The following is an 18,397-nucleotide window of genomic DNA, read 5'->3' as shown; positions in this document are numbered from 1 at the left end:
AACATTGTCATTACTAACATTAAATCATCAAAATGCGCTGTATTTAACTTGATAATCAGCGTCAATCTTGATAATATAATCTTAAGATTACAACTTGGCACTGATACTAAAATCGGTCCACGCATCTCAAGGAGAACACCATGCTACCAGAATATCGTGAACTTATGACACAACTAAAAGCCGAAGGTGATAAGCACTTTTTGAAGCTATTTGATGAGCACAATGATCTAGATACGCAAATTGATAATCTTGAAAAAGATCCTGTGGCTTCAGCCAGCCGTGTTGGCGAAATTGATGAAATGAAGCACAAAAAACTTCATCTAAAAGACGAACTAAAAGCCTACTTGGATAAAGTATCAGCTGAGCGTGGTTAATCAATCACCTAAAAGCCTTAAATCTCAAAAAATCAGCCATTCAGTGGCTGATTTTTTATTGATAAATTTTTAAAATTGCAAAATCGAATGAATAAAAATCCCCAAAGCTTGATGCTTTGGGGATTATTGATCTGGTGCTATTGAGTTACTCAATATGGCAGCAGATCTTAGATTTTACCAACTAGGTCTAGGCTTGGCTTCAATGTCTCTTGACCAGCTTCCCAAGCTGCTGGGCACACTTCGCCATCGTTGTCACGTACATATTGAGCTGCTTTAACTTTACGAACCATATCTTTGGCGCTGCGACCAATGCCTAGGTCATGGATTTCAGCAACTTTGATCACGCCATCTGGGTCTACCAAGAAAGTACCGCGTAGTGCTGCGTTGTCTTCTTCGATCATCACATTGAAACCGCGAGTGATCTTACCAGTGCCATCACCAAGCATTGGATATTGTACTTTGCTGATCGCAGGTGAAGCGTCATGCCATGCTTTGTGTACAAAATGCGTATCAGTAGATACAGCGTACACTTCAACACCCAAGCCTTTTAGCTCATCGTAATGTGCTGCCATGTCTTCAAGCTCAGTTGGGCAAACGAATGTAAAATCATGTGGATAAAACATGAAAATCGCCCAATTGCCTTTCACATCGTCAGACGTGATGGTTTTAAACTCACCATTAACATATGCTTGAGTTGAAAATTCTGGAATGGTTTGGTTAATAATTGCTGCCATAATATTCACCTTTCTTTGGTTGATTTATTGGATTATACACCATAACTGCAAGCAAAAATTGCGATCCTATCGCGTCTTCGCTGCTGTAGTTTCTTAATTATAATACAACAAAATCATAGGTTTTCTACAGTTAAAACTTCCAAAGATATTGTTTTATTTTATCAAACTTAGGTACAATAGGACTGTCATTAAGTGATGATAAAATTACGTTTTTAAGGACTGACATGATCACACTACGCCAATTAGAATTTGCGCTTGCAGTTGCCAAACATCGTCATTTTAAGCGCGCGGCTGAAGAATGTAACATTTCCCAATCAGCCTTAAGTTTGGGTATCGCCGAACTAGAAAAGCAGCTTGATACACAGATTTTTGAGCGAAATAATAAGCAAGTGCTCATCACCCCAATTGGCGAAGAATTGCTAGAGCGAGCCCAAAGAATTTCTAGTGAGATCAATGACTTGATGACACGCGCGCACAGTCACCAAGTCCCACTTGCCTATCCGATGACCATCGGTATCATTCCGACGATTGCCCCTTATTTATTACCAAAAGTCCTGCCATCTCTTAAGCAGCTACATCCACATTTTGAGCTGTCAGTGGTCGAAAAACAGACCGAGCGGCTCATCGATCAGGTGCGCTATGGTCATATTGATACAGCGATCATCGCCCTGCCTTATCCGCTTGATGGCTTGCATGCGTTTGAGTTTTGGGCAGAAGACTTTTTTGCAATTTTACCTGAAGATGACGAACACATCCACAGCGGTAAAATTAACAGCGACGATTTATCCAAGACCAATTTATTACTGCTCGGTGAAGGGCACTGCTTGACCGATCAAGTGCTGTCTGTCTGTGCGCTGAGTAAAAGTGAGATCCAGTCAAGCTTTTCTGATGCCAGTTTAAACACATTGATTCAAATGAGCTTGGCAGGCATGGGAACAACCTTGGTACCCAAGATGGCGCTAGAACAAATCAAAGACACCAAAGCAGTCCATGCCGTCCCTTTGGCTGAGCCAGGTCCTCATCGCCGATTGGCTTTCATTACTCGTCTCAATTATGCGCGCGTCAATGATGTGCGCCTACTGAGCGAAATTTTTGGTCAAGCGCTTGCGACGGCAGAAAACGAAGCGTAATTCATCGTTTGGATTTTTTTAATAAGCCATGCCAATATTGATAATCTGGCATGGCATTTTCGACACTTCTCCAAAAATCGGCGCTGTGATTGGCATGATGCAGATGACAAAGCTCGTGAACAAGCACATACTCCAAACATCCTAAAGGATAAGACGCAAGATGAGTGTTTAGGGTGATTTTTGCAGATAAAGTATTGCAGCTCCCCCAACGACTGGACATCTTTCTTAGGCGGATGGCGGAGGCTTGTTTGCCCAATTTGGGCTGCCATTTGGCGAGCAAACTGGGCATGCGTCGGCGGATTTCATCTTGATAAATCCATGTGATCAGCGCCTGTTTGGATAATTGTTTTAGGCGCTCCAAGGTATGGGTGGGCAACTCTTTATGATGAATTGTTAGCCATTCTGCCACATCCAAGTACTCGCCCCAAAGTGTCTCATAGTGCGCCTGCTCCATCATCAATGCGCGATGGCAGCGTATCGCCCAATCTATCTTAGCGCGAATGGCATCTGTCAGTATTTGATCGCGAACATGCTTGGGCGCACTGACCTTCAACGCCGCTTGAGTCATGCGAAAGTTAATATGTATCACTTGCTTTTTTTGGACAGACAACACAATACCATGGCTAGCAAATTCGTCAATCAGCTTAGCCATGGCATCGGATATCTGATGAGATGTGGCAGAACGTTCAGCTATGCCAAAGTTTCGCTGAGAATCTGTAGGCATAATTCATCAAATGCCATGCCGCGAGCGCGCGCTGCCATCGGTACAAGGCTATGATCGGTCATGCCCGGGACAGTATTTAGCTCCAACAAATACAGCTTACCTTCTGTATCTTTTAAGAAATCCACGCGCGCCCAACCCTCGCCGCCAATGGCTGAAAACGCATCTTTGGCAATTTGATGCATCTGCTTTTCTTGCTGCTCAGTCAAATCTGATGGACATTGATAGATGGTATCATCACGCAAGTATTTGGCTTCATAATCATAAAACTTGCCTTTAGGGATAATGCGAATGCTAGGCAAAGCCTCACCACCAAGCAGCGCGCAGGCATATTCGCCGCCAGTCAAAGCCTTCTCTGCCAAAATGGCGCCGTGATATTGCTTAAGCTCAGGATACGCCTTGGCAAGCTCGCCTGGATGTTCAATCATCATGACGCCCACGCTTGATCCTTCTGCGGCAGGCTTGACAAATAATGGCAATCCCAGCTTTTGTTCCACAGCATCAAAATCGGTCTCATCATCCAAAACCACATAAGGAACATTTGGCAAATCAAGCGCCTGCCAAATCAGACGACAGCGAAATTTATCCATGGCGATGGCAGAAGCAAGCACACCACAACCTGTGTAAGGAATATTAAAACCGTCAAGCACGCCCTGAAGACTGCCATCTTCGCCAAATGTGCCATGCAGCACATTAAATACCCGATCATATTGGCGCAGTGCCATGATATCGGTCTGCTTAGGATCGAAATGATGCGCATCAACACCTTTTGACAGGAGCGCTTGTAGTACTGCTTTACCGCTATTGAGTGATACTTCACGCTCTGTACTTGTTCCGCCGCAAACAACAGCCACTTTACCAAAGCGATTTTGATCAATAGTTTGGGTGCTCATGTATTTTCTCTTTATTAATGATTCAATCAATTTTGGTCTTAAACTTTATTATTTAAATATAACTGGTTATCACGCAGATCCAAGCAAATTTGTCCCACATTACCCGCACCTTGGGTGATGAGCACATCTCCCGCCTGCAAGATCCGCTGCATGACAGGTGCCAAATTATCTTTATTAACCAAGGTGGGCTCTACTTCACCGCGAAGTCGAATGCTGCGCGCCAGTGATTTGGTATCAGCACCAACAATTGGCGCCTCGCCAGCAGCATAGACATCCAATAATAACAGTTCATCAACACCCGATAGCACTTCCACAAACTCATCAAAACAATCACGCGTTCGGCTATAACGATGTGGCTGAAACATCAGCACCAAACGGCGCTCAGGATAGCTTTGACGGGCGGCTTTGATCGTTGCAGCTACCTCTGTCGGATGATGCCCATAATCATCAATCAAAAGCACATCACCATCATCAATCTGTACCGTTGCTTGATGTTCAAATCGACGACCTACCCCGGCAAATTTTGACAAAGCCTGCATAATGGCTTCATCATCCACACCTTCATCAGTTGCCAATGTGATTGCCGCCAAAGCATTATAAACATTATGCTCGCCAGGGACATTAAGTGTCAGGCGTAAGGGCTCGTGATCTTTTCTTAAAACCGTAAAATGTGTCTTGGTGCCATCAGCCACCAAGTCGATCGCCTGCACATCATTATGTCCTTTTAAGCCGAAAGTCAGCACAGGACGGGCAATTTCATCAATCATGCCGTACAGCTCTTTGTCATCGCCACAAACGACCGCCAAACCATAAAAAGGCATATTATGTAAAAACTGTATATAAGCTTGCTTTAATTTATCAAAGCTGCCTTCGTAGGTATCCATGTGATCTTCATCAATATTTGTCACAATCGCTGCCATCGGGCGCAATGATAAAAATGACGCATCGGATTCATCAGCTTCCGCTACCAGATAACGACTCTTACCCAAAGACGCATTCGTTCCTGATGCATTCAATTTGCCGCCAATCACATAGGTTGGATCAAAGCCAGCTTCGGTGAGCATCATGGTCAGCATACTGGTTGTGGTGGTCTTGCCATGCGCGCCTGCCACAGCGATACTATGACGATAGCGCATGAGCTCGCCTAACATGTCTGCGCGTCGAACGACAGGTAAGCGGGCTTGTAAGGCTGCTTGAACCTCAGGATTTTTTTTATCAATGGCTGATGAGACCACCACCACATCTGCCATTTTGATATTACTGGCATCGTGACCGATATACACCGTCACATCCAAGCTTTCTAGGCGCTCAGTGACTGCGTTTGCCTTAATGTCTGAGCCAGTTACTGCATAGCCTTGGTTGGCTAATACCTCAGCAATACCACACATACCAGCGCCACCAATACCAACAAAATGAATATTTTGAATTCGTCGCATTTCTGGAATTTCTATTAAGCGTTTTGGGAGCGTTGTTTTGGTTGGCATTTAAAAATTATCCTCAAAAAGGTAGTAAAAAATTAATTAACTGATTGCTCAATCACATCAGCCACGATGACATCAACTCGATCTTTTGCTTGACTGCGGGCGATGCTAGCCATGTACTGACAGTGTTTGCGATCCAGCTCATCAAGTGTTATGGCGAGTAATTGACCAGTCAATGCAGACTGAGGCATCAAGATTGCGGCGCCAGCATCCACCAAAACGCGGGCGTTGGCAGTTTGATGGTCATCCACAGCATGCGGCAGCGGCACAAAAATCGCAGCAACGCCAGCATTTTGAATCTCCGTCACCGTCAAAGCGCCAGCACGGCAAACAATCACATCCGCCCAAGCATAAGCCGCTGCCATATCCTCGATAAATGGCTTGAGCTCTATGACATGTTTGGTATTATCAATGCCTGCTTGAGAGTACGCCACCAGCATCTGATTATGGTTATCTTTACCACATTGATGCTGCAGCGACAGTGGACGATTGACAAGTTTTAGCATTTCAACGACTGCTTGATTGATTGCCATCGCGCCCAATGATCCACCCACCACCAACACTTTGAGTGGTGAATTGTCATTCAAATAGCGCTCTTGTGGTGGCGCAATATTGGCGATAGATTGGCGTACTGGATTGCCCACAGTCAACACTTTTTTACCATCGCCATCAAACGCACCATCAAAGGCTTGTAGTACCTTATCGGCATGACGAGCCAAATTTTTATTACTCATGCCGGCAATGGCGTTTTGTTCATGAATGATAAGTGGGAGTTTGCACAGCTTAGCTGCCAAGCCGCCTGGCGCGGTAACATAGCCACCAAATCCAACCACAGCATCTATTTGATGCGTCTGGATAATATTGCGTGCTGCCATGACAGATTTTAACAGCATGAAGGGCAGCTTTAACATACGCATCAACCCTTTACCGCGCAGCCCTTGCATCTCAATTTGATGCATCTGATAGCCGTGTTTTGCCACCAGGTCATTTTCCATGCCATATGGCGTGCCTAGCCAGTGAATGGTCGCTCCACGCCGCGCAAGCTCATCTGCCACCGCCAATGCAGGAAAAACATGACCGCCAGTACCAGCCGCCATCATCAGCACATTTAATTTTTTTGACATAAAATTATCCAATCAATCATCCACAGCGATAAAGGCAGTCATTTTGGATGACTTTTTACACGAACTCAAGTAGTTTTTTGCGACATTTTGTCAAGCAAGTTTTGCGCATTCACTGCTAATAACATCAAAAATTATCATTCAGCGCTTGGCGTTGTATGATGTTTGAGATTCGTTTCAATAAATTCAATAAAATCAACGGCAATCTGCGTGCCGCACTGATCATCAATCTCACGCACGCAGGTTGGACTGGTAACATTGATCTCGGTAATATAACCACCAATGACATCCAGTCCGACAAAATACAAGCCTTTTTTCAATAAAGTTGGCGCCACTGCATTAGCCAATTGGCGTTCACGCTCCGTCAGTGGCATTGCCACACCCCTACCGCCTGCCGCCAAGTTCCCCCGCGTTTCACCCTGGGAAGGAATGCGCGCCAAGCAATATTCGACAGGCTTGCCGCCTACGATCAGTACACGCTTATCCCCTTCAACAATGGCAGGGATGTATTTTTGTGCCATGATGGGCAACTCGCCCATCTGTGTCAGCATCTCAAGGGTGGCGCCGATATTAGGACTGTCTGCCGTCAAGCGAAAAATGCCCATACCGCCCATACCATCTAAGGGCTTGACAATCACATCTTGATGTTCAGCGATAAAAGTGCGAATATGCGCCTGCTTATTGGTGACGATGGTCGGTGACATCAGTTCGCTAAACTGCGTGGCAAACAGTTTTTCATTACAATCTTTAACAGACAAAGGATCATTGACCACCCAAACACCTGCCCGTTTGGCATAATCCAGCAGATGCAGCGCATACAAAAACTTCATATCAAATGGTGGATCTTTACGCATCAAAATCACATCAAAATCCGTGGCAGGATGGGTTGATGTTTCACCAAGCTCATAAAACTTTTCAGGATTTTTAAAAACTTGTAATGGCTGAGCGTCCACATTCAGCATACCTTGACTAAGCCACAGATCATGAATCTGACAATAATACAGCTCATGCCCACGCTCATCTGCCGCCCACATCATCGCAAGCGTGGTGTCTTTTTTATAATTCACTGTGGCGATGTCGTCCATCACGATCAAAAATCGAAGCTTTTTCATCTCATCATCCCGATATTTTAATTATTTATGCTATTCATATTAGCCAAGTTTGATTGCATCAGGCTTTAGCTGACACCATACTCGGCACGATAAGCCTGCATCTGAGCCAGCTCATCTTGAGATCCGTGTTTGGCGACATACTCAACAATATCATCCATCGTCACCAAAGCAAGCACTGGCACTTGCAGGCTTTCGGCAAGCTCTTGAATGGCTGATTGATCACCTTGACCTTTTTCTTTACGATCAAGCGCAACAATGATACCCGCAACGCTTGCGCCGGCTTTATCCAGCAAGGCGATCACTTCACGCATGGCAGTGCCTGCAGTCATGACATCATCGATCACCCAGACAGATTTACCTTTTAAATCAGCACCCACGAGCATGCCACCTTCGCCATGATCTTTGGCTTCTTTACGATTATAGCCCCACTCAGCATTGATTTGGTGCTCACGCCACAGCGCTTGAGCGGTCGCCGCCACAAAAGGAATGCCTTTATAAGCGGCGCCAAAGATAACCAGATCATCTTGATTGGCATGTTTGGCAAGGGCATCTGCATAACCTTCTGCAAGCACACTTAATAATTCACCTGTCGACAGTAAACCTGCATTAAAAAAGTAGGGACTTTTGCGCCCTGACTTTAGGGTAAACTCACCAAAGCGCAAAACTTGGTTTTTTAAGGCAACTTCAATGAACTGCTCAGGATGAAATGACATAAAGATTCCTCAATCTTATAAAAGGCAATAAGTTAAACTATTTTACTCTGTATGATCGATTTTTACAATTAACGGCGGATAATTTCAGGCAAAATAAAAACCCAATAGGCAAGCCATATTGGGTTTTTATGAACAGCTTAAAATTAAGCTTTGGCAGCAGCTTGAGCGGCAGCAACTTCAGCAGCGAAGTCTTCTTGCTTTTTCTCGATGCCTTCGCCAACTTCTAGGCGCTTGAAGCTAACCACAGTGGCGTTTTCTGATTTTAGAACATCGCCAACTTTTTTATCGTTGTCCATGACATAAGGCTGATTCACCAAAGTCACTTCGTTCAGATATTTTTGTAGACCGCCAGTGATCATCTTCTCAACGACCGCTTCTGGCTTGCCAGATTCTTTGGCTTTGGCTTCGATGATGTCTTTTTCGCGGGCTAGGATATCTGCAGGCACATCAGCTTCGTTCACAGCCAATGGATTGAACGCCGCCACTTGCATGGCAACCGCCTTACCCACTTCTTCAGAACCGCCTTCATAAGAAACCACAACACCAATGCGTAGACCGTGGCGATAAGCAGCAAGGTTAGCGCCTTCGATCACTTCAGCACGGCGAACTTGGATGTTCTCACCGATTTTTTGAACCAATGCAACACGCGCTTCTTCAACTGATGAACCGTCACCATAAGGTAGCTCGGCAATGGCTGCCACATCTGTGGTATTATTTTGAAGTGCAAGCTCAGCAACTTTATTGGCAAATGCAGTGAAGTTATCATCTTTGGCAACGAAGTCAGTTTGGCAGTTTACTTCTAGTAGCAATGCTTTGCCTTCGCCTTGAGCAATGATGATCGCACCATCAGCAGCGATGTTACCTGCTTTTTTGGCAGCTTTAGCTTGACCTGATTTACGCAGATTATCAATCGCAAGTTCGATATCGCCGCCTGCTTCTTCAAGTGCTTTTTTGCACTCCATCATGCCAAGACCAGTACGGTCACGCAGCTCTTTTACTAACTTTGCAGAAACTTGAGTCATGTCAATTACCTTAAGTTTTAATTGAACAAAAATTTGGGATAAACTCGGCATGACCCCGCCATACCAAGTTTACTAAATTAGTAGTTATTTACAACTTGACCAGCTTGATCAATTTTGTCTTCTACAGGTGCAGTCGCGTTTTCGCGGTTCGCTTGCTTATCAGCATCAGTAGCATCAGCGGCGCCTTGAGTCTTCGCATACTCTTTACCCGCAATGATGGCATCTGCCATTGCAGTCACATACAAATTAACAGCGCGGATCGCGTCGTCGTTCGCTGCAATCACATAGTCAACATTGTCTGGGTTTGAGTTAGTATCTACGATACCGATCACAGGAATACCAAGGTTTTTGGCTTCTTTGATAGCGATCGCTTCGTGGTCAACGTCAACAACAAACAACGCATCAGGCAAACCGCCCATCTCTTTGATACCACCCAAAGCGCGCTCTAGTTTTTCCATTTGACGAGTACGCTCAAGCGCTTCACGCTTGGTCAACTTTGCAAATGTGCCATCTTCAGCTTGCTTTTCTAGCTCTTTTAGACGAGTGATTGACTGGCGAAGGGTTTTCCAGTTTGTTAGCATACCGCCCAACCAACGATGGTCAACGTAAGGCATGCCTGCACGCTGTGCTTGCTCGCGGATTACCGCGCTTGCTGCACGCTTAGTACCAACAAACAAAATCTTATTGCGAGCTGCTGCTTGCTTGTTCACGAAAGTTAGTGCTTCGTTGAACTGCTTAACAGTATGCTCAAGGTTGATGATATGAATGCGATTACGAGCACCAAAGATGTACTGGCTCATTTTTGGATTCCAAAAACGAGTTTGGTGACCGAAGTGAGCACCTGCTTCTAGCAAGTCGCGCATTGAGATTTGAGTTGGGTTTTTATCTGACATAAAAAAATCCTAAAAGGTTGGGTTACGCCTCCACGAAATCAAAATACCGAATCCATTGGCACGCATTCGCCACGATGACGAATTATTCAAACCAATGGACACCCCGATATTTCAGCGAATTTCGTGTGTGTAGTTTAAGTTAAAATGAATCATTGCCCATTGATAAAAATGGACGCATTATTATACCAAATTTTTATCACTAAATCCAAGTAAATATTAGCCAATTGACAGTTTTTATTTAGTAATTTGGTTCTAAATATTTTTCGGCTTCTTGTAAATCAACCGTCACCAAGCTTGAGATGCCGGCAATCGGCATGGTGATGCCTTTTAATTCGTCAGCGATCTGCATGGCAAGCTTATTATGACTGATAAAGATGAATTGAACCTCATCGGCAAGCTCTTGGATCAAGCTGGTGAATCTTGCGACATTGGCATCATCAAGCGGCGCATCGACTTCATCAAGCACACAAAAAGGCGCAGGGTGCTGCTTAAAAATGGCAAAAATCAAGCTCAACGCCGTCAAGGTCTTCTCGCCGCCCGACAGCACGGCAAGCCTTGAATTTTTCTTACCCTTGGGCTGTGCCATCAGCACCAGTCCCGCTCGCCATTTATCTGCCTTAGACAGGCTGTCATCTGCCATCAAGGTTAAGCTTGCTTGACCGCCGCCAAAGACTTTTGAAAATAGTGCATTTAGCTCTCTATTAACCGCCTCAAGCGCTGTCAAAAACAGCGTTTTGGTTTTTTCGTCAATCGCGCGGATGGCATCTTGAAGCTTTTTCATGCTTTGGGTGATGTCGTTGATTTGCTCATCCATGGGTGAGACGCGCGCCTCAAGCTCGGCAAGCTCAGCCGCTGCTGCCAAATTCACCGCGCCAAGCTCGGTAATTTTGGTCTTGATTTGATTTTGTTTTTCTAAGTTATCGGTAAAAATTTGATTGGGATTTGCTCGAAAATCTGCCAATTTGGATGGCAAATTAAACGATTCATCCAAACGCATCAGCTCATCACCAATATCTTGAAGGCGGCTTTCACCGACCGCTGCGTCCGCGCTGATCTGCGCCAAAGCTGCTTGAGCGGTGGCAAATTTGGTGTGCGCCTCGGTCAGCGTTTCTTGTAATTTACTTTGGGCAATTTGCTGTGCTTTGGCTGCCGATTCATATTCATCACTGGCGATCTTAAGCTCATGACTCACCGCTTTGGCAGCTTTAAACGCCTCTTCAAGCGCCGGCAGCTTTTGGCTCAATGCCTGCTGTGTGCTTTTGGTGGTTTCAATATCTGCTTGGGTTTGTGATGCGCTGTGTTTTGCCATCTCAAGCAGGCGCTCGGCATGGGTTTTGGCTTGCGTGAGCGTGCCAAGCTTGATTTGTAAAGCCTGATACGAGTCATTTTGGGCTTTAAGCTTGGCAGCAGCCTCTTCGATGCGCGCCGTCTGTATTGTCATGGCTTGATTTGCCTGCTCAAATTTAGGCTCAAGCTCGCTCAAGCTAATTTCGCAGGTGTCGATCTCTGCCTTCAGCTCTTGCAGCTCATTTTTAATACTGTCATTTTCATCATCGAGCTGCTTGAGCTGATTGTCAATACTCTCGCGGCGCGATTTTTCAGAATCAAGCTTGGCGGTTAGCGTTGTCACGCTTTGTTCTAATTGGTGCAGCTGCTGAGTGGCGGCGTGTTTTTGGGCAATGATTTCTTCAAGCTCAATTTTACTGCTTTGAAGCCTTGTCATTGCTTGTTTGAGCTGCTTTTGATCTTTTTCAAGCGAGTCTTCAAGCGTATTTAGCTCATCTTCTAACACTTCTAGTCGCTCAAGATGCTTTTTTCGATCACTCAAGAACTGACTGCTGGTATCGCCAAGTTTTGAAAGGTGCATCATACCAAAACTGCCCACCAGCCAACCAGCCTTGGTAACAATCATCACACCAAGCAGCGCACCTGTCTGTAGATCTGTGAGCGGCTCATCACCCACATATAAATAGCAGCGCCCAAATAACTCAAGCGTGGGCGCACTAAACAGCCGATCAAAGCGCACCAGCTGCTGTTGTAGTGATGTGGGTAATTGGGAGATCACCTCATTGGCATGGATTGATGAAGAGACAATGCCTGTATCGCTTTTTTTGCCTGACTTTAAGATGACATGATCATTATCATCCATCGCATGATCCAAAAAAGCCGTTGGCAGATCATCGCTCAGACGCGCACTGAGCCAAAATCCCAAAAACTGATCCAAAATGTCTGCATGTGCCAAACCTGCCCCTGTCAGCGCTAAACTTTCTTTTAGGCTTGGTAGCGCACTCAAGGTTGTGAGCGCATCCGCATCAGGCGACATCGTGATTTTATTAGACTGCACTTTGGTGTGCGTCAGTTTGTGCAAAATTTCATATTCACCCATCAAGCTGGCATGGCGTTTTTCTTGGCTTTGCACATGAGCTTGGGATGTTTGAACCGCTACTCTTAGCTCCTCTACGACTGATTTTAGGGCGTCATCATCATTAAGATGTTCAAGCTTTTGTCTCAGCGCTGCAGCTTTTAGGGTATCGGCAGACAGCTGCTTTTGCGCCTCGGTGGTATCGCTGAAGCGGTTTTTGGCAGCGATGAGCTCGTCATATCGAGCCTGCCACTTGGTCAATCCTGCCTCCAAGCGCTGATGCTGAGACTGCGCCAATTTCTTGAGATTTTCAAGATGATTTTTTTCTTGTATTAAGCCATTAAGCTCATCTCGGCGCGACTGCCAAGCCATCTGCGCCTCGCTTTGGGCTTGCTTGGCATTGGTGAGCTCATGTGTCATCGCCTCTGTTTCAGGCAAGATAAGATCCAAGGATTGATTGATTTGTAACAGCTCATCTTGCGCATGCTCGATATTGGTCAAAGCGTCATGGTGCTGCGCATTTAGGCGGGCGATTTTTTCATCATTTTGGGCAATTTGGCTGTTGACTGTATAAAAATTATGCTGCGCGGTCTGCTCTGCCATCTGCGCATTGTGATAGTTATCTTTGGCTTCATCTTTTAGCCACTGCGCCTCAGCGACGCGCGCAGACAGCACATCAAGCTCGCGGCGCACTTGATTGGCTTCGGCTTCTAGTTTGGCAAGCGTCTCACTTGATTTGCCCTGCTCGCCCTTTTTTTGTTCATGATGGCGCCACGCTTCAAATAAACGCCTGATCAGATCGTCTTTTTGTAGCACTTTTAATTCATCAGTCAAGGTTTGGTACTGCTTGGCAGACTCCGCTTGACGGATCAGCGTTTTGTGCTGCTTTTTGAGCTCGCCTTGTAAATCTGAGAGCCGTTTTAGGTTGTCTTGGGTTTCGCTGAGTTTTTTTTCGGTATCAGCTCGGCGTACCTGATAGCGAGACACGCCTGCCCCTTCTTCGATAAATTCTCGAAGCTGCATGGGGCTTGACTCAACGATGCGCCCAATCATGCCTTGCTCAATCACCGCGTAACTGCGCGCGCCGAGCCCTGTCCCCAAAAACACATCTACCACATCACGGCGGCGCACTCTCTGACCGTTGATAAAATAATCAGACTTCCCTTCTTTGGTGACTTGACGGCGCAGTGACAGCTCTTGATACAGATTAAGCTCATGGCGAATGCCGTGCGTTTCGTCTTGAGTATGCTCAAAAATCAGCTCAACACTTGCCAAGCTTTTAGCGGCACGCCCTTCCACGCCTGCAAAAATCACATCACTCATCGCACCGCCGCGCAGCTGCTTGGCGGAAGTCTCACCAAGTACCCAACGAATCGCATCGATGACATTGGATTTGCCGCAGCCATTGGGTCCTACGATGGCGGTAATATCATGTCGAAAGGTAAATGTTGTGGGATTGGCAAAGGATTTAAATCCTGCCAGTTTTAAAGATTTTAGGCGCATGAAAACTAAGACAGATGGTGGCAAAAGGAGAGTATTTTAGCAAATTTTACCTAAGTATGCTAATCACAAAACCCAAATCGCCCTCAAAACAAAAACCATCACCAATGTGGTGATGGTTTTTGATGGCTCATCATGTTTTCGTTGCCAAAGGCTTTTGTCTAGGCACGGCGTCAATCAGTTCAAGCAGCGCCCTTTGATAAACATTGCGCTTAAAGGGCACAACCCCCGTCAAAGGAAACCAATAACTCACCCACTGCCAATCATCAAATTCTGGAACACCCACATCAAAACGGATGTGTTTGGTGTTGGCTTCATCAAGATATAACAAAAACCATTTTTGCTTTTGTCCAATGCACAAAGGCTCTTGCCCTGCGCGCACATAGCGTTTGGGCAAGCGATAGCGCAGCCAATCGCGGGTCACTGCGAGCACTTTGACGTGCTCAGGATGTAGCCCCACTTCTTCATACAGCTCGCGATACATCGCATCCAGCGGTGTTTCGCCGCGGCTAATTCCCCCTTGCGGAAATTGCCAACTGTCATGTCCGATACGCTTTGCCCACAAAAGTTGCCCGTGTGCATTTACCAAGATGATGCCGACATTTGGACGAAACCCGTCTGCATCAATCATACTTAAACTCTTAATTTATAAATTAATTTAAATTTCATCAAAGACTTTTGATGAATCACTTGATGTCTATTAAACCAAAAAACAGCGCAAAAGTATAGGGTTTTATCCAAGTGCTCCTGTGATCAAATTACTGTTTGTATGATGTGATGATGGCTTAATTTGGCTCATGATTTTATGATAAAAAGTTTTTTACACCGTTAAAAAATCAATCGGCTAAAATCGGCAGCGGCTCAAATGGTTTGCCAAAGACTGCCAAACCAAGTAAAATGAATTTGATAAAAAAGTTGAATGTTACATAAAAAGGTTTTGATATGGCACAATTAGATGCAGAATTGATTTGGGAAGATGGCGTGCATTTTGTGGGTACTTCACCATCAGGACACACCGTCCATCTTGATGGAGATAAAACCGCTGGCGCAAGTCCGATGGAGCTGATTTTATTAGGGCTTGGTGGCTGTGCCAGTTATGATGTCGTGAGCATCATGAAAAAATCTCGTCAAGACATCACCGATGTCCGCTGCCAAATGCGCGCCCACAGAGCAGATACCATCCCTGCAGTGTTCACCGACATTCACTTACATTTTGTAGTGACAGGCAGCAATATCAAAGAATCACAGCTTGCCAAAGCCATTGAGCTATCCGCCGAAAAGTACTGTTCAGCCTCACGCATGTTGTCAGCAGGCGGGGTGAATATTACGCATGATTATGAGATCGTTGATGTATGATGTATGCACTCTTTGCTAATACAGGCATCAAAATGACCATTATTTTAATGGTCATTGCCTGTTTGTTGCCGTATCTGTGCGCCTCACTTGCCAAATATGTGGGCGGTTTTAATATGAAGGACAATCAGGCGCCGCGTGAGTTTTTGGCAAATACTCAAGGAGCTGCCGCAAGACTCAACCATGCTCAAACCAACAGCTTTGAGAGTCTGCCAATTTTCTTGGCTTCTGTATTGGTTGCCATTTATGCTTTTGTACCTGCAAGCATCATTAATATGCTTGCGACAGGCTTTATCATCTTTCGGATATGTTTCATCATCAGTTATGCAGCAAATTTAGCCATTTTGCGCTCCGTGACTTGGATGCTGTCATTGATTTGCTGCATCATGCTATTTATTTTGGCATATCAAATGGGCGTGTAAGCGTGATAAGTTAACACTTAACAAAAATATCTTTGCAGTCCCTTTAGTAGCAGATCTTCATCGACTTGGATATGGCTTAGGTGCGGTTTTAGCATTTGTGCGCCGCCACCTGTGAGTATCACTTCAAAATTTGGATAGTTAGCTTGCACACTGGCGACAGCGCCCACCACCCCAAATAGCACCCCATGATTGACAGCATCATCAGTGGTCGTACCAAGGCTTAAGTCATCAAATCGCCCTTGCTTGACGCCGATTTGCTGCGTGCCTGCGTACAGGGCGTGGCGCTGCATATACACATTGGGTAAAATATAACCGCCCAAGTGCGTATCTTTATCAATAATATCAATGGTGAGCGCCGTGCCACACCCAACCACGCACTGCTGACGCATCGGATCAACTGCGCCAAGCATCTGCAGCCATCTATCCACGCCCAATTGTGATGGGTCGTAGCGGCTCGTGAGCATGGGATGCTTATCATTGACTTTGGCAAATTCAAAAGGGACGCCAAGCTCATCTAAAGTTGCCGCGATGGCATGGTTAATTTTTTCGCCCAAGACACTAGAAATCCCCACAAAACTTGGCTCAAACTGCGCAAATGTTCCAAGTAGCCCCATCAAAAGCTCATTGGGTGCTTTTAGGTGCTCTTTGGCATCAGATAAGATGATTTGATCATCTTGGATCATCCAATATTTTAGGCGAGTATTTCCCAAGTCAAGCCATAACACCATCGCATTTTCCATAACACCAATCCCTTAATTTTAACTTTTTAATTGAACCATGCCAGCAAACAGACTTTGCTCGCCTTGCTGAGTTTGTAAGACCAACGCCCCTTGATCGTTGATGCCGATACAGCGCCCCGCGTGCGTGATCTTTTCTCGATCATCCTGTAAAAACACTTGCACCTCTCGCCCTGTGAGTACATGCACCTGATTAAATTCATGAACAAACTCAGTCAGCGCCTGATGATGAGCCAAAGTCAGCTGATTATGATGGGCGACAGCTTGGCAAATCGCCTCACAAATCGGCTGATACAGTGTCGCAGCGGCTGGTAACTCATCTGCCTGCCAAAGATCGCTAAGACTCGTGGACTCATACAGCGAATTTTGGATCATTGGGCTATTTTTTACATTCAACCCTACACCAATCACCAATCCCATCAAGGTTCTGTGATGATTGATGGGTTTAAATATTGGCTCTATCAAGATACCTGCCAATTTATGAAATTTAGGATGCGCCTGATCAATAAATCCCAAATCATTTGCCCATTTGACGCCAATAGTGGGTAGGTTTTTGGTCATGCGCATTTGGTTTATTTGCTCAATGATGGGCATTTTTACCAAATAAAAACCCACCAACAGTGAAATCAATCCCGATAACTGATCAATGCCAAAGTCATGAGCTTGTGTGCTCATTGGTACATATAAAGACAAAAAAACATTACCTTGGGGGCTGATCCAAGAACGACCATGCTGTCCGCGCCCAGCGCTTTGTTGATCAGCGGTATATAAATGCAGCGTCTGATGTGCAATTTGACCTTGAGTGAGTGCATCCATCAGCTCAGAATTGGTACTTTGGGCAAGCTTAGCATGGCGATGGTTGGCTGTCATGGTTTGCCACAGCTTGCTAAGTTCAGTTTTACTCAAGTTCATTGTATTACAATTCAACACAAACAAAATAAAATTGCGTTATAATAGCATAAATTTAAAGAAATAATGGATGAATGTCGATGATTTATCTTTGGTTTGCGACAGCAGGCATTGTTGCTGGGCTGTGCGCAGGATTATTTGGTGTGGGCGGAGGCATGGTGATTGTGCCTGCATTGATCTGGATTTTGGCAGCATATGGCATGCCAACCGACATCGTACCTCATGTTGCCGTTGGCACAGCACTTGCGACGATTATTTTAACTTCCATCAGCTCAATGAGCGCACACCATAAGCGCGGTGGGGTGCGTTGGGAAATTTTTAAGAATATGGCAAAAGGGCTGGTGCTTGGCAGCTTGGTGGGGGCATGGATTGCCACCTTGATTGACGGCGCAGTTTTGCAAGCCATTTTGGGTGGCGGGGCGGTTTTAGTGGCAATAAAAATGCTATTTTTTCCCAACCAAGAACGCCCAGGCGTGCCACCACCGCCACCGTATCAACAAGGACTTGCTGGGATTATCATTGGGATTTTATCCGCCATCTTCGGCATAGGGGGTGGCAGCCTAACAGTTCCTTATCTGAGCCAAAACGGCGTACCGATGCGTCAAGCTGTGGGTACTTCGGCGGCGTGTGGCTTGCCGATCGCCATCGCCGGTGCGCTTGGATTCATCTGGTTTGGTCATCGCGGTGGCGCGGTTGCGGATGTGGACGGCTTGATTGGCTTTGTACACATTGGCGCATTTGTCACAATCAGCATTCTCAGCTTTATCATGGCAAAAGTCGGTGCCAAATTGGCTCATGCTCTGCCTGCCCAAACCCTTAAGCGAGCTTTTGGTGTGCTTTTGATGATTGTAGGCGTGCAGCTGATTGTCAGCGGATTGTAATATTGCTTATAAAAAGCATCAGCGATAGACTGATGCTTT

18 protein-coding genes are annotated in these 18,397 nt (G+C 45.6%); 5 read left to right on the top strand and 13 right to left on the bottom strand.

All coding sequences use genetic code 11. From position 1 onward, the window contains the following. Window positions 1-140 precede the first annotated feature (140 nt). The gene (locus U0021_RS06420) at window positions 141-374 is read left to right on the top strand and encodes a YdcH family protein (RefSeq protein ID WP_078256662.1); all 234 of its coding nucleotides are present in this window, start codon (window positions 141-143) and stop codon (window positions 372-374) included. A 167-nt stretch (window positions 375-541) separates the two neighbouring features. Here the strand turns inward: U0021_RS06420 and ahpC are convergent, their stop codons facing one another. Further along, window positions 542-1,108, bottom strand: a complete 567-nt coding sequence (gene ahpC, locus U0021_RS06415; protein ID WP_049237867.1) for an alkyl hydroperoxide reductase subunit C — start codon at window positions 1,106-1,108, stop codon at window positions 542-544. A gap of 224 nt (window positions 1,109-1,332) precedes the next feature. Between ahpC and U0021_RS06410 the strand changes: the two genes are divergently transcribed. Further along, the gene (locus U0021_RS06410) at window positions 1,333-2,238 is read left to right on the top strand and encodes a hydrogen peroxide-inducible genes activator (RefSeq protein ID WP_064618527.1); all 906 of its coding nucleotides are present in this window, start codon (window positions 1,333-1,335) and stop codon (window positions 2,236-2,238) included. A 1-nt stretch (window position 2,239) separates the two neighbouring features. On the opposite strand, the gene U0021_RS06405 is transcribed toward U0021_RS06410, so the two are convergent. The 10 genes from U0021_RS06405 to U0021_RS06360 all read right to left on the bottom strand — a co-directional run bounded on the left by U0021_RS06405 (window position 2,240) and on the right by U0021_RS06360 (window position 14,687). Then, window positions 2,240-2,962: a M48 family metallopeptidase gene (locus U0021_RS06405; protein WP_227538737.1), complete on the bottom strand. Its 723-nt coding sequence runs from the start codon at window positions 2,960-2,962 to the stop codon at window positions 2,240-2,242. Further along, a complete protein-coding gene (locus tag U0021_RS06400) occupies window positions 2,929-3,852 on the bottom strand; it encodes a D-alanine--D-alanine ligase (protein ID WP_114801012.1) in 924 nt (307 codons plus the stop codon). The genes U0021_RS06405 and U0021_RS06400 overlap by 34 nt, the downstream gene beginning before the upstream one ends. 38 nt (window positions 3,853-3,890) lie before the next feature. Beyond that, window positions 3,891-5,336, bottom strand: coding sequence for a UDP-N-acetylmuramate--L-alanine ligase (gene murC / locus U0021_RS06395; protein ID WP_114801011.1), 1,446 nt, complete (start codon window positions 5,334-5,336; stop codon window positions 3,891-3,893). Between the two features lie 32 nt (window positions 5,337-5,368). After that, a complete protein-coding gene (murG, locus tag U0021_RS06390; RefSeq protein ID WP_327037433.1) occupies window positions 5,369-6,457 on the bottom strand; it encodes an undecaprenyldiphospho-muramoylpentapeptide beta-N-acetylglucosaminyltransferase in 1,089 nt (362 codons plus the stop codon). A gap of 134 nt (window positions 6,458-6,591) precedes the next feature. Further along, window positions 6,592-7,566: a glutathione synthase gene (gshB, locus tag U0021_RS06385; protein WP_114800824.1), complete on the bottom strand. Its 975-nt coding sequence runs from the start codon at window positions 7,564-7,566 to the stop codon at window positions 6,592-6,594. 65 nt (window positions 7,567-7,631) lie between these two features. Next, window positions 7,632-8,279, bottom strand: coding sequence for an orotate phosphoribosyltransferase (pyrE, locus tag U0021_RS06380; RefSeq protein ID WP_114800823.1), 648 nt, complete (start codon window positions 8,277-8,279; stop codon window positions 7,632-7,634). A 143-nt stretch (window positions 8,280-8,422) separates the two neighbouring features. Beyond that, complete coding sequence (gene tsf / locus U0021_RS06375) at window positions 8,423-9,301, bottom strand: translation elongation factor Ts (protein ID WP_049237855.1); 879 nt, start codon at window positions 9,299-9,301, stop codon at window positions 8,423-8,425. A gap of 77 nt (window positions 9,302-9,378) precedes the next feature. Beyond that, a complete protein-coding gene (rpsB, locus tag U0021_RS06370; RefSeq protein WP_049237853.1) occupies window positions 9,379-10,194 on the bottom strand; it encodes a 30S ribosomal protein S2 in 816 nt (271 codons plus the stop codon). Between the two features lie 238 nt (window positions 10,195-10,432). Further along, window positions 10,433-14,059 carry a chromosome segregation protein SMC gene (smc, locus tag U0021_RS06365; protein ID WP_114800822.1) on the bottom strand — a complete coding sequence of 1,209 codons (3,627 nt, stop codon included), beginning with the start codon at window positions 14,057-14,059 and terminating at the stop codon, window positions 10,433-10,435. A 130-nt stretch (window positions 14,060-14,189) separates the two neighbouring features. Then, window positions 14,190-14,687: an RNA pyrophosphohydrolase gene (locus tag U0021_RS06360; RefSeq protein WP_049237851.1), complete on the bottom strand. Its 498-nt coding sequence runs from the start codon at window positions 14,685-14,687 to the stop codon at window positions 14,190-14,192. Window positions 14,688-14,998: 311 nt separating this feature from the next. Between U0021_RS06360 and U0021_RS06355 the strand changes: the two genes are divergently transcribed. Continuing rightward, window positions 14,999-15,412: an OsmC family protein gene (locus tag U0021_RS06355; protein ID WP_114800821.1), complete on the top strand. Its 414-nt coding sequence runs from the start codon at window positions 14,999-15,001 to the stop codon at window positions 15,410-15,412. Further along, on the top strand, window positions 15,409-15,831 hold the full coding sequence (locus U0021_RS06350; protein ID WP_114800820.1) for an MAPEG family protein: 423 nt from the start codon (window positions 15,409-15,411) through the stop codon (window positions 15,829-15,831). The genes U0021_RS06355 and U0021_RS06350 overlap by 4 nt, the downstream gene beginning before the upstream one ends. 17 nt (window positions 15,832-15,848) lie before the next feature. Here the strand turns inward: U0021_RS06350 and U0021_RS06345 are convergent, their stop codons facing one another. Together U0021_RS06345 and U0021_RS06340 are read right to left on the bottom strand one after the other, a co-directional pair. Further along, window positions 15,849-16,559, bottom strand: a complete 711-nt coding sequence (locus tag U0021_RS06345) for a pantothenate kinase (RefSeq protein ID WP_114800825.1) — start codon at window positions 16,557-16,559, stop codon at window positions 15,849-15,851. A 30-nt stretch (window positions 16,560-16,589) separates the two neighbouring features. Continuing rightward, entirely contained in the window at window positions 16,590-17,480 is an 891-nt protein-coding gene (locus U0021_RS06340) for a biotin--[acetyl-CoA-carboxylase] ligase (protein WP_114800819.1), read from the bottom strand. Between the two features lie 77 nt (window positions 17,481-17,557). Between U0021_RS06340 and U0021_RS06335 the strand changes: the two genes are divergently transcribed. Continuing rightward, window positions 17,558-18,358: a sulfite exporter TauE/SafE family protein gene (locus tag U0021_RS06335; protein WP_078256650.1), complete on the top strand. Its 801-nt coding sequence runs from the start codon at window positions 17,558-17,560 to the stop codon at window positions 18,356-18,358. Window positions 18,359-18,397: the final 39 nt, after the last annotated feature.

This window comes from Moraxella canis (assembly GCF_034424565.1).
GTDB classification, from domain to species: domain Bacteria; phylum Pseudomonadota; class Gammaproteobacteria; order Pseudomonadales; family Moraxellaceae; genus Moraxella; species Moraxella canis.
Note: the sequence above shows the minus strand (reverse complement) of the source record. Positions and strands in the feature narration are given on the sequence as shown.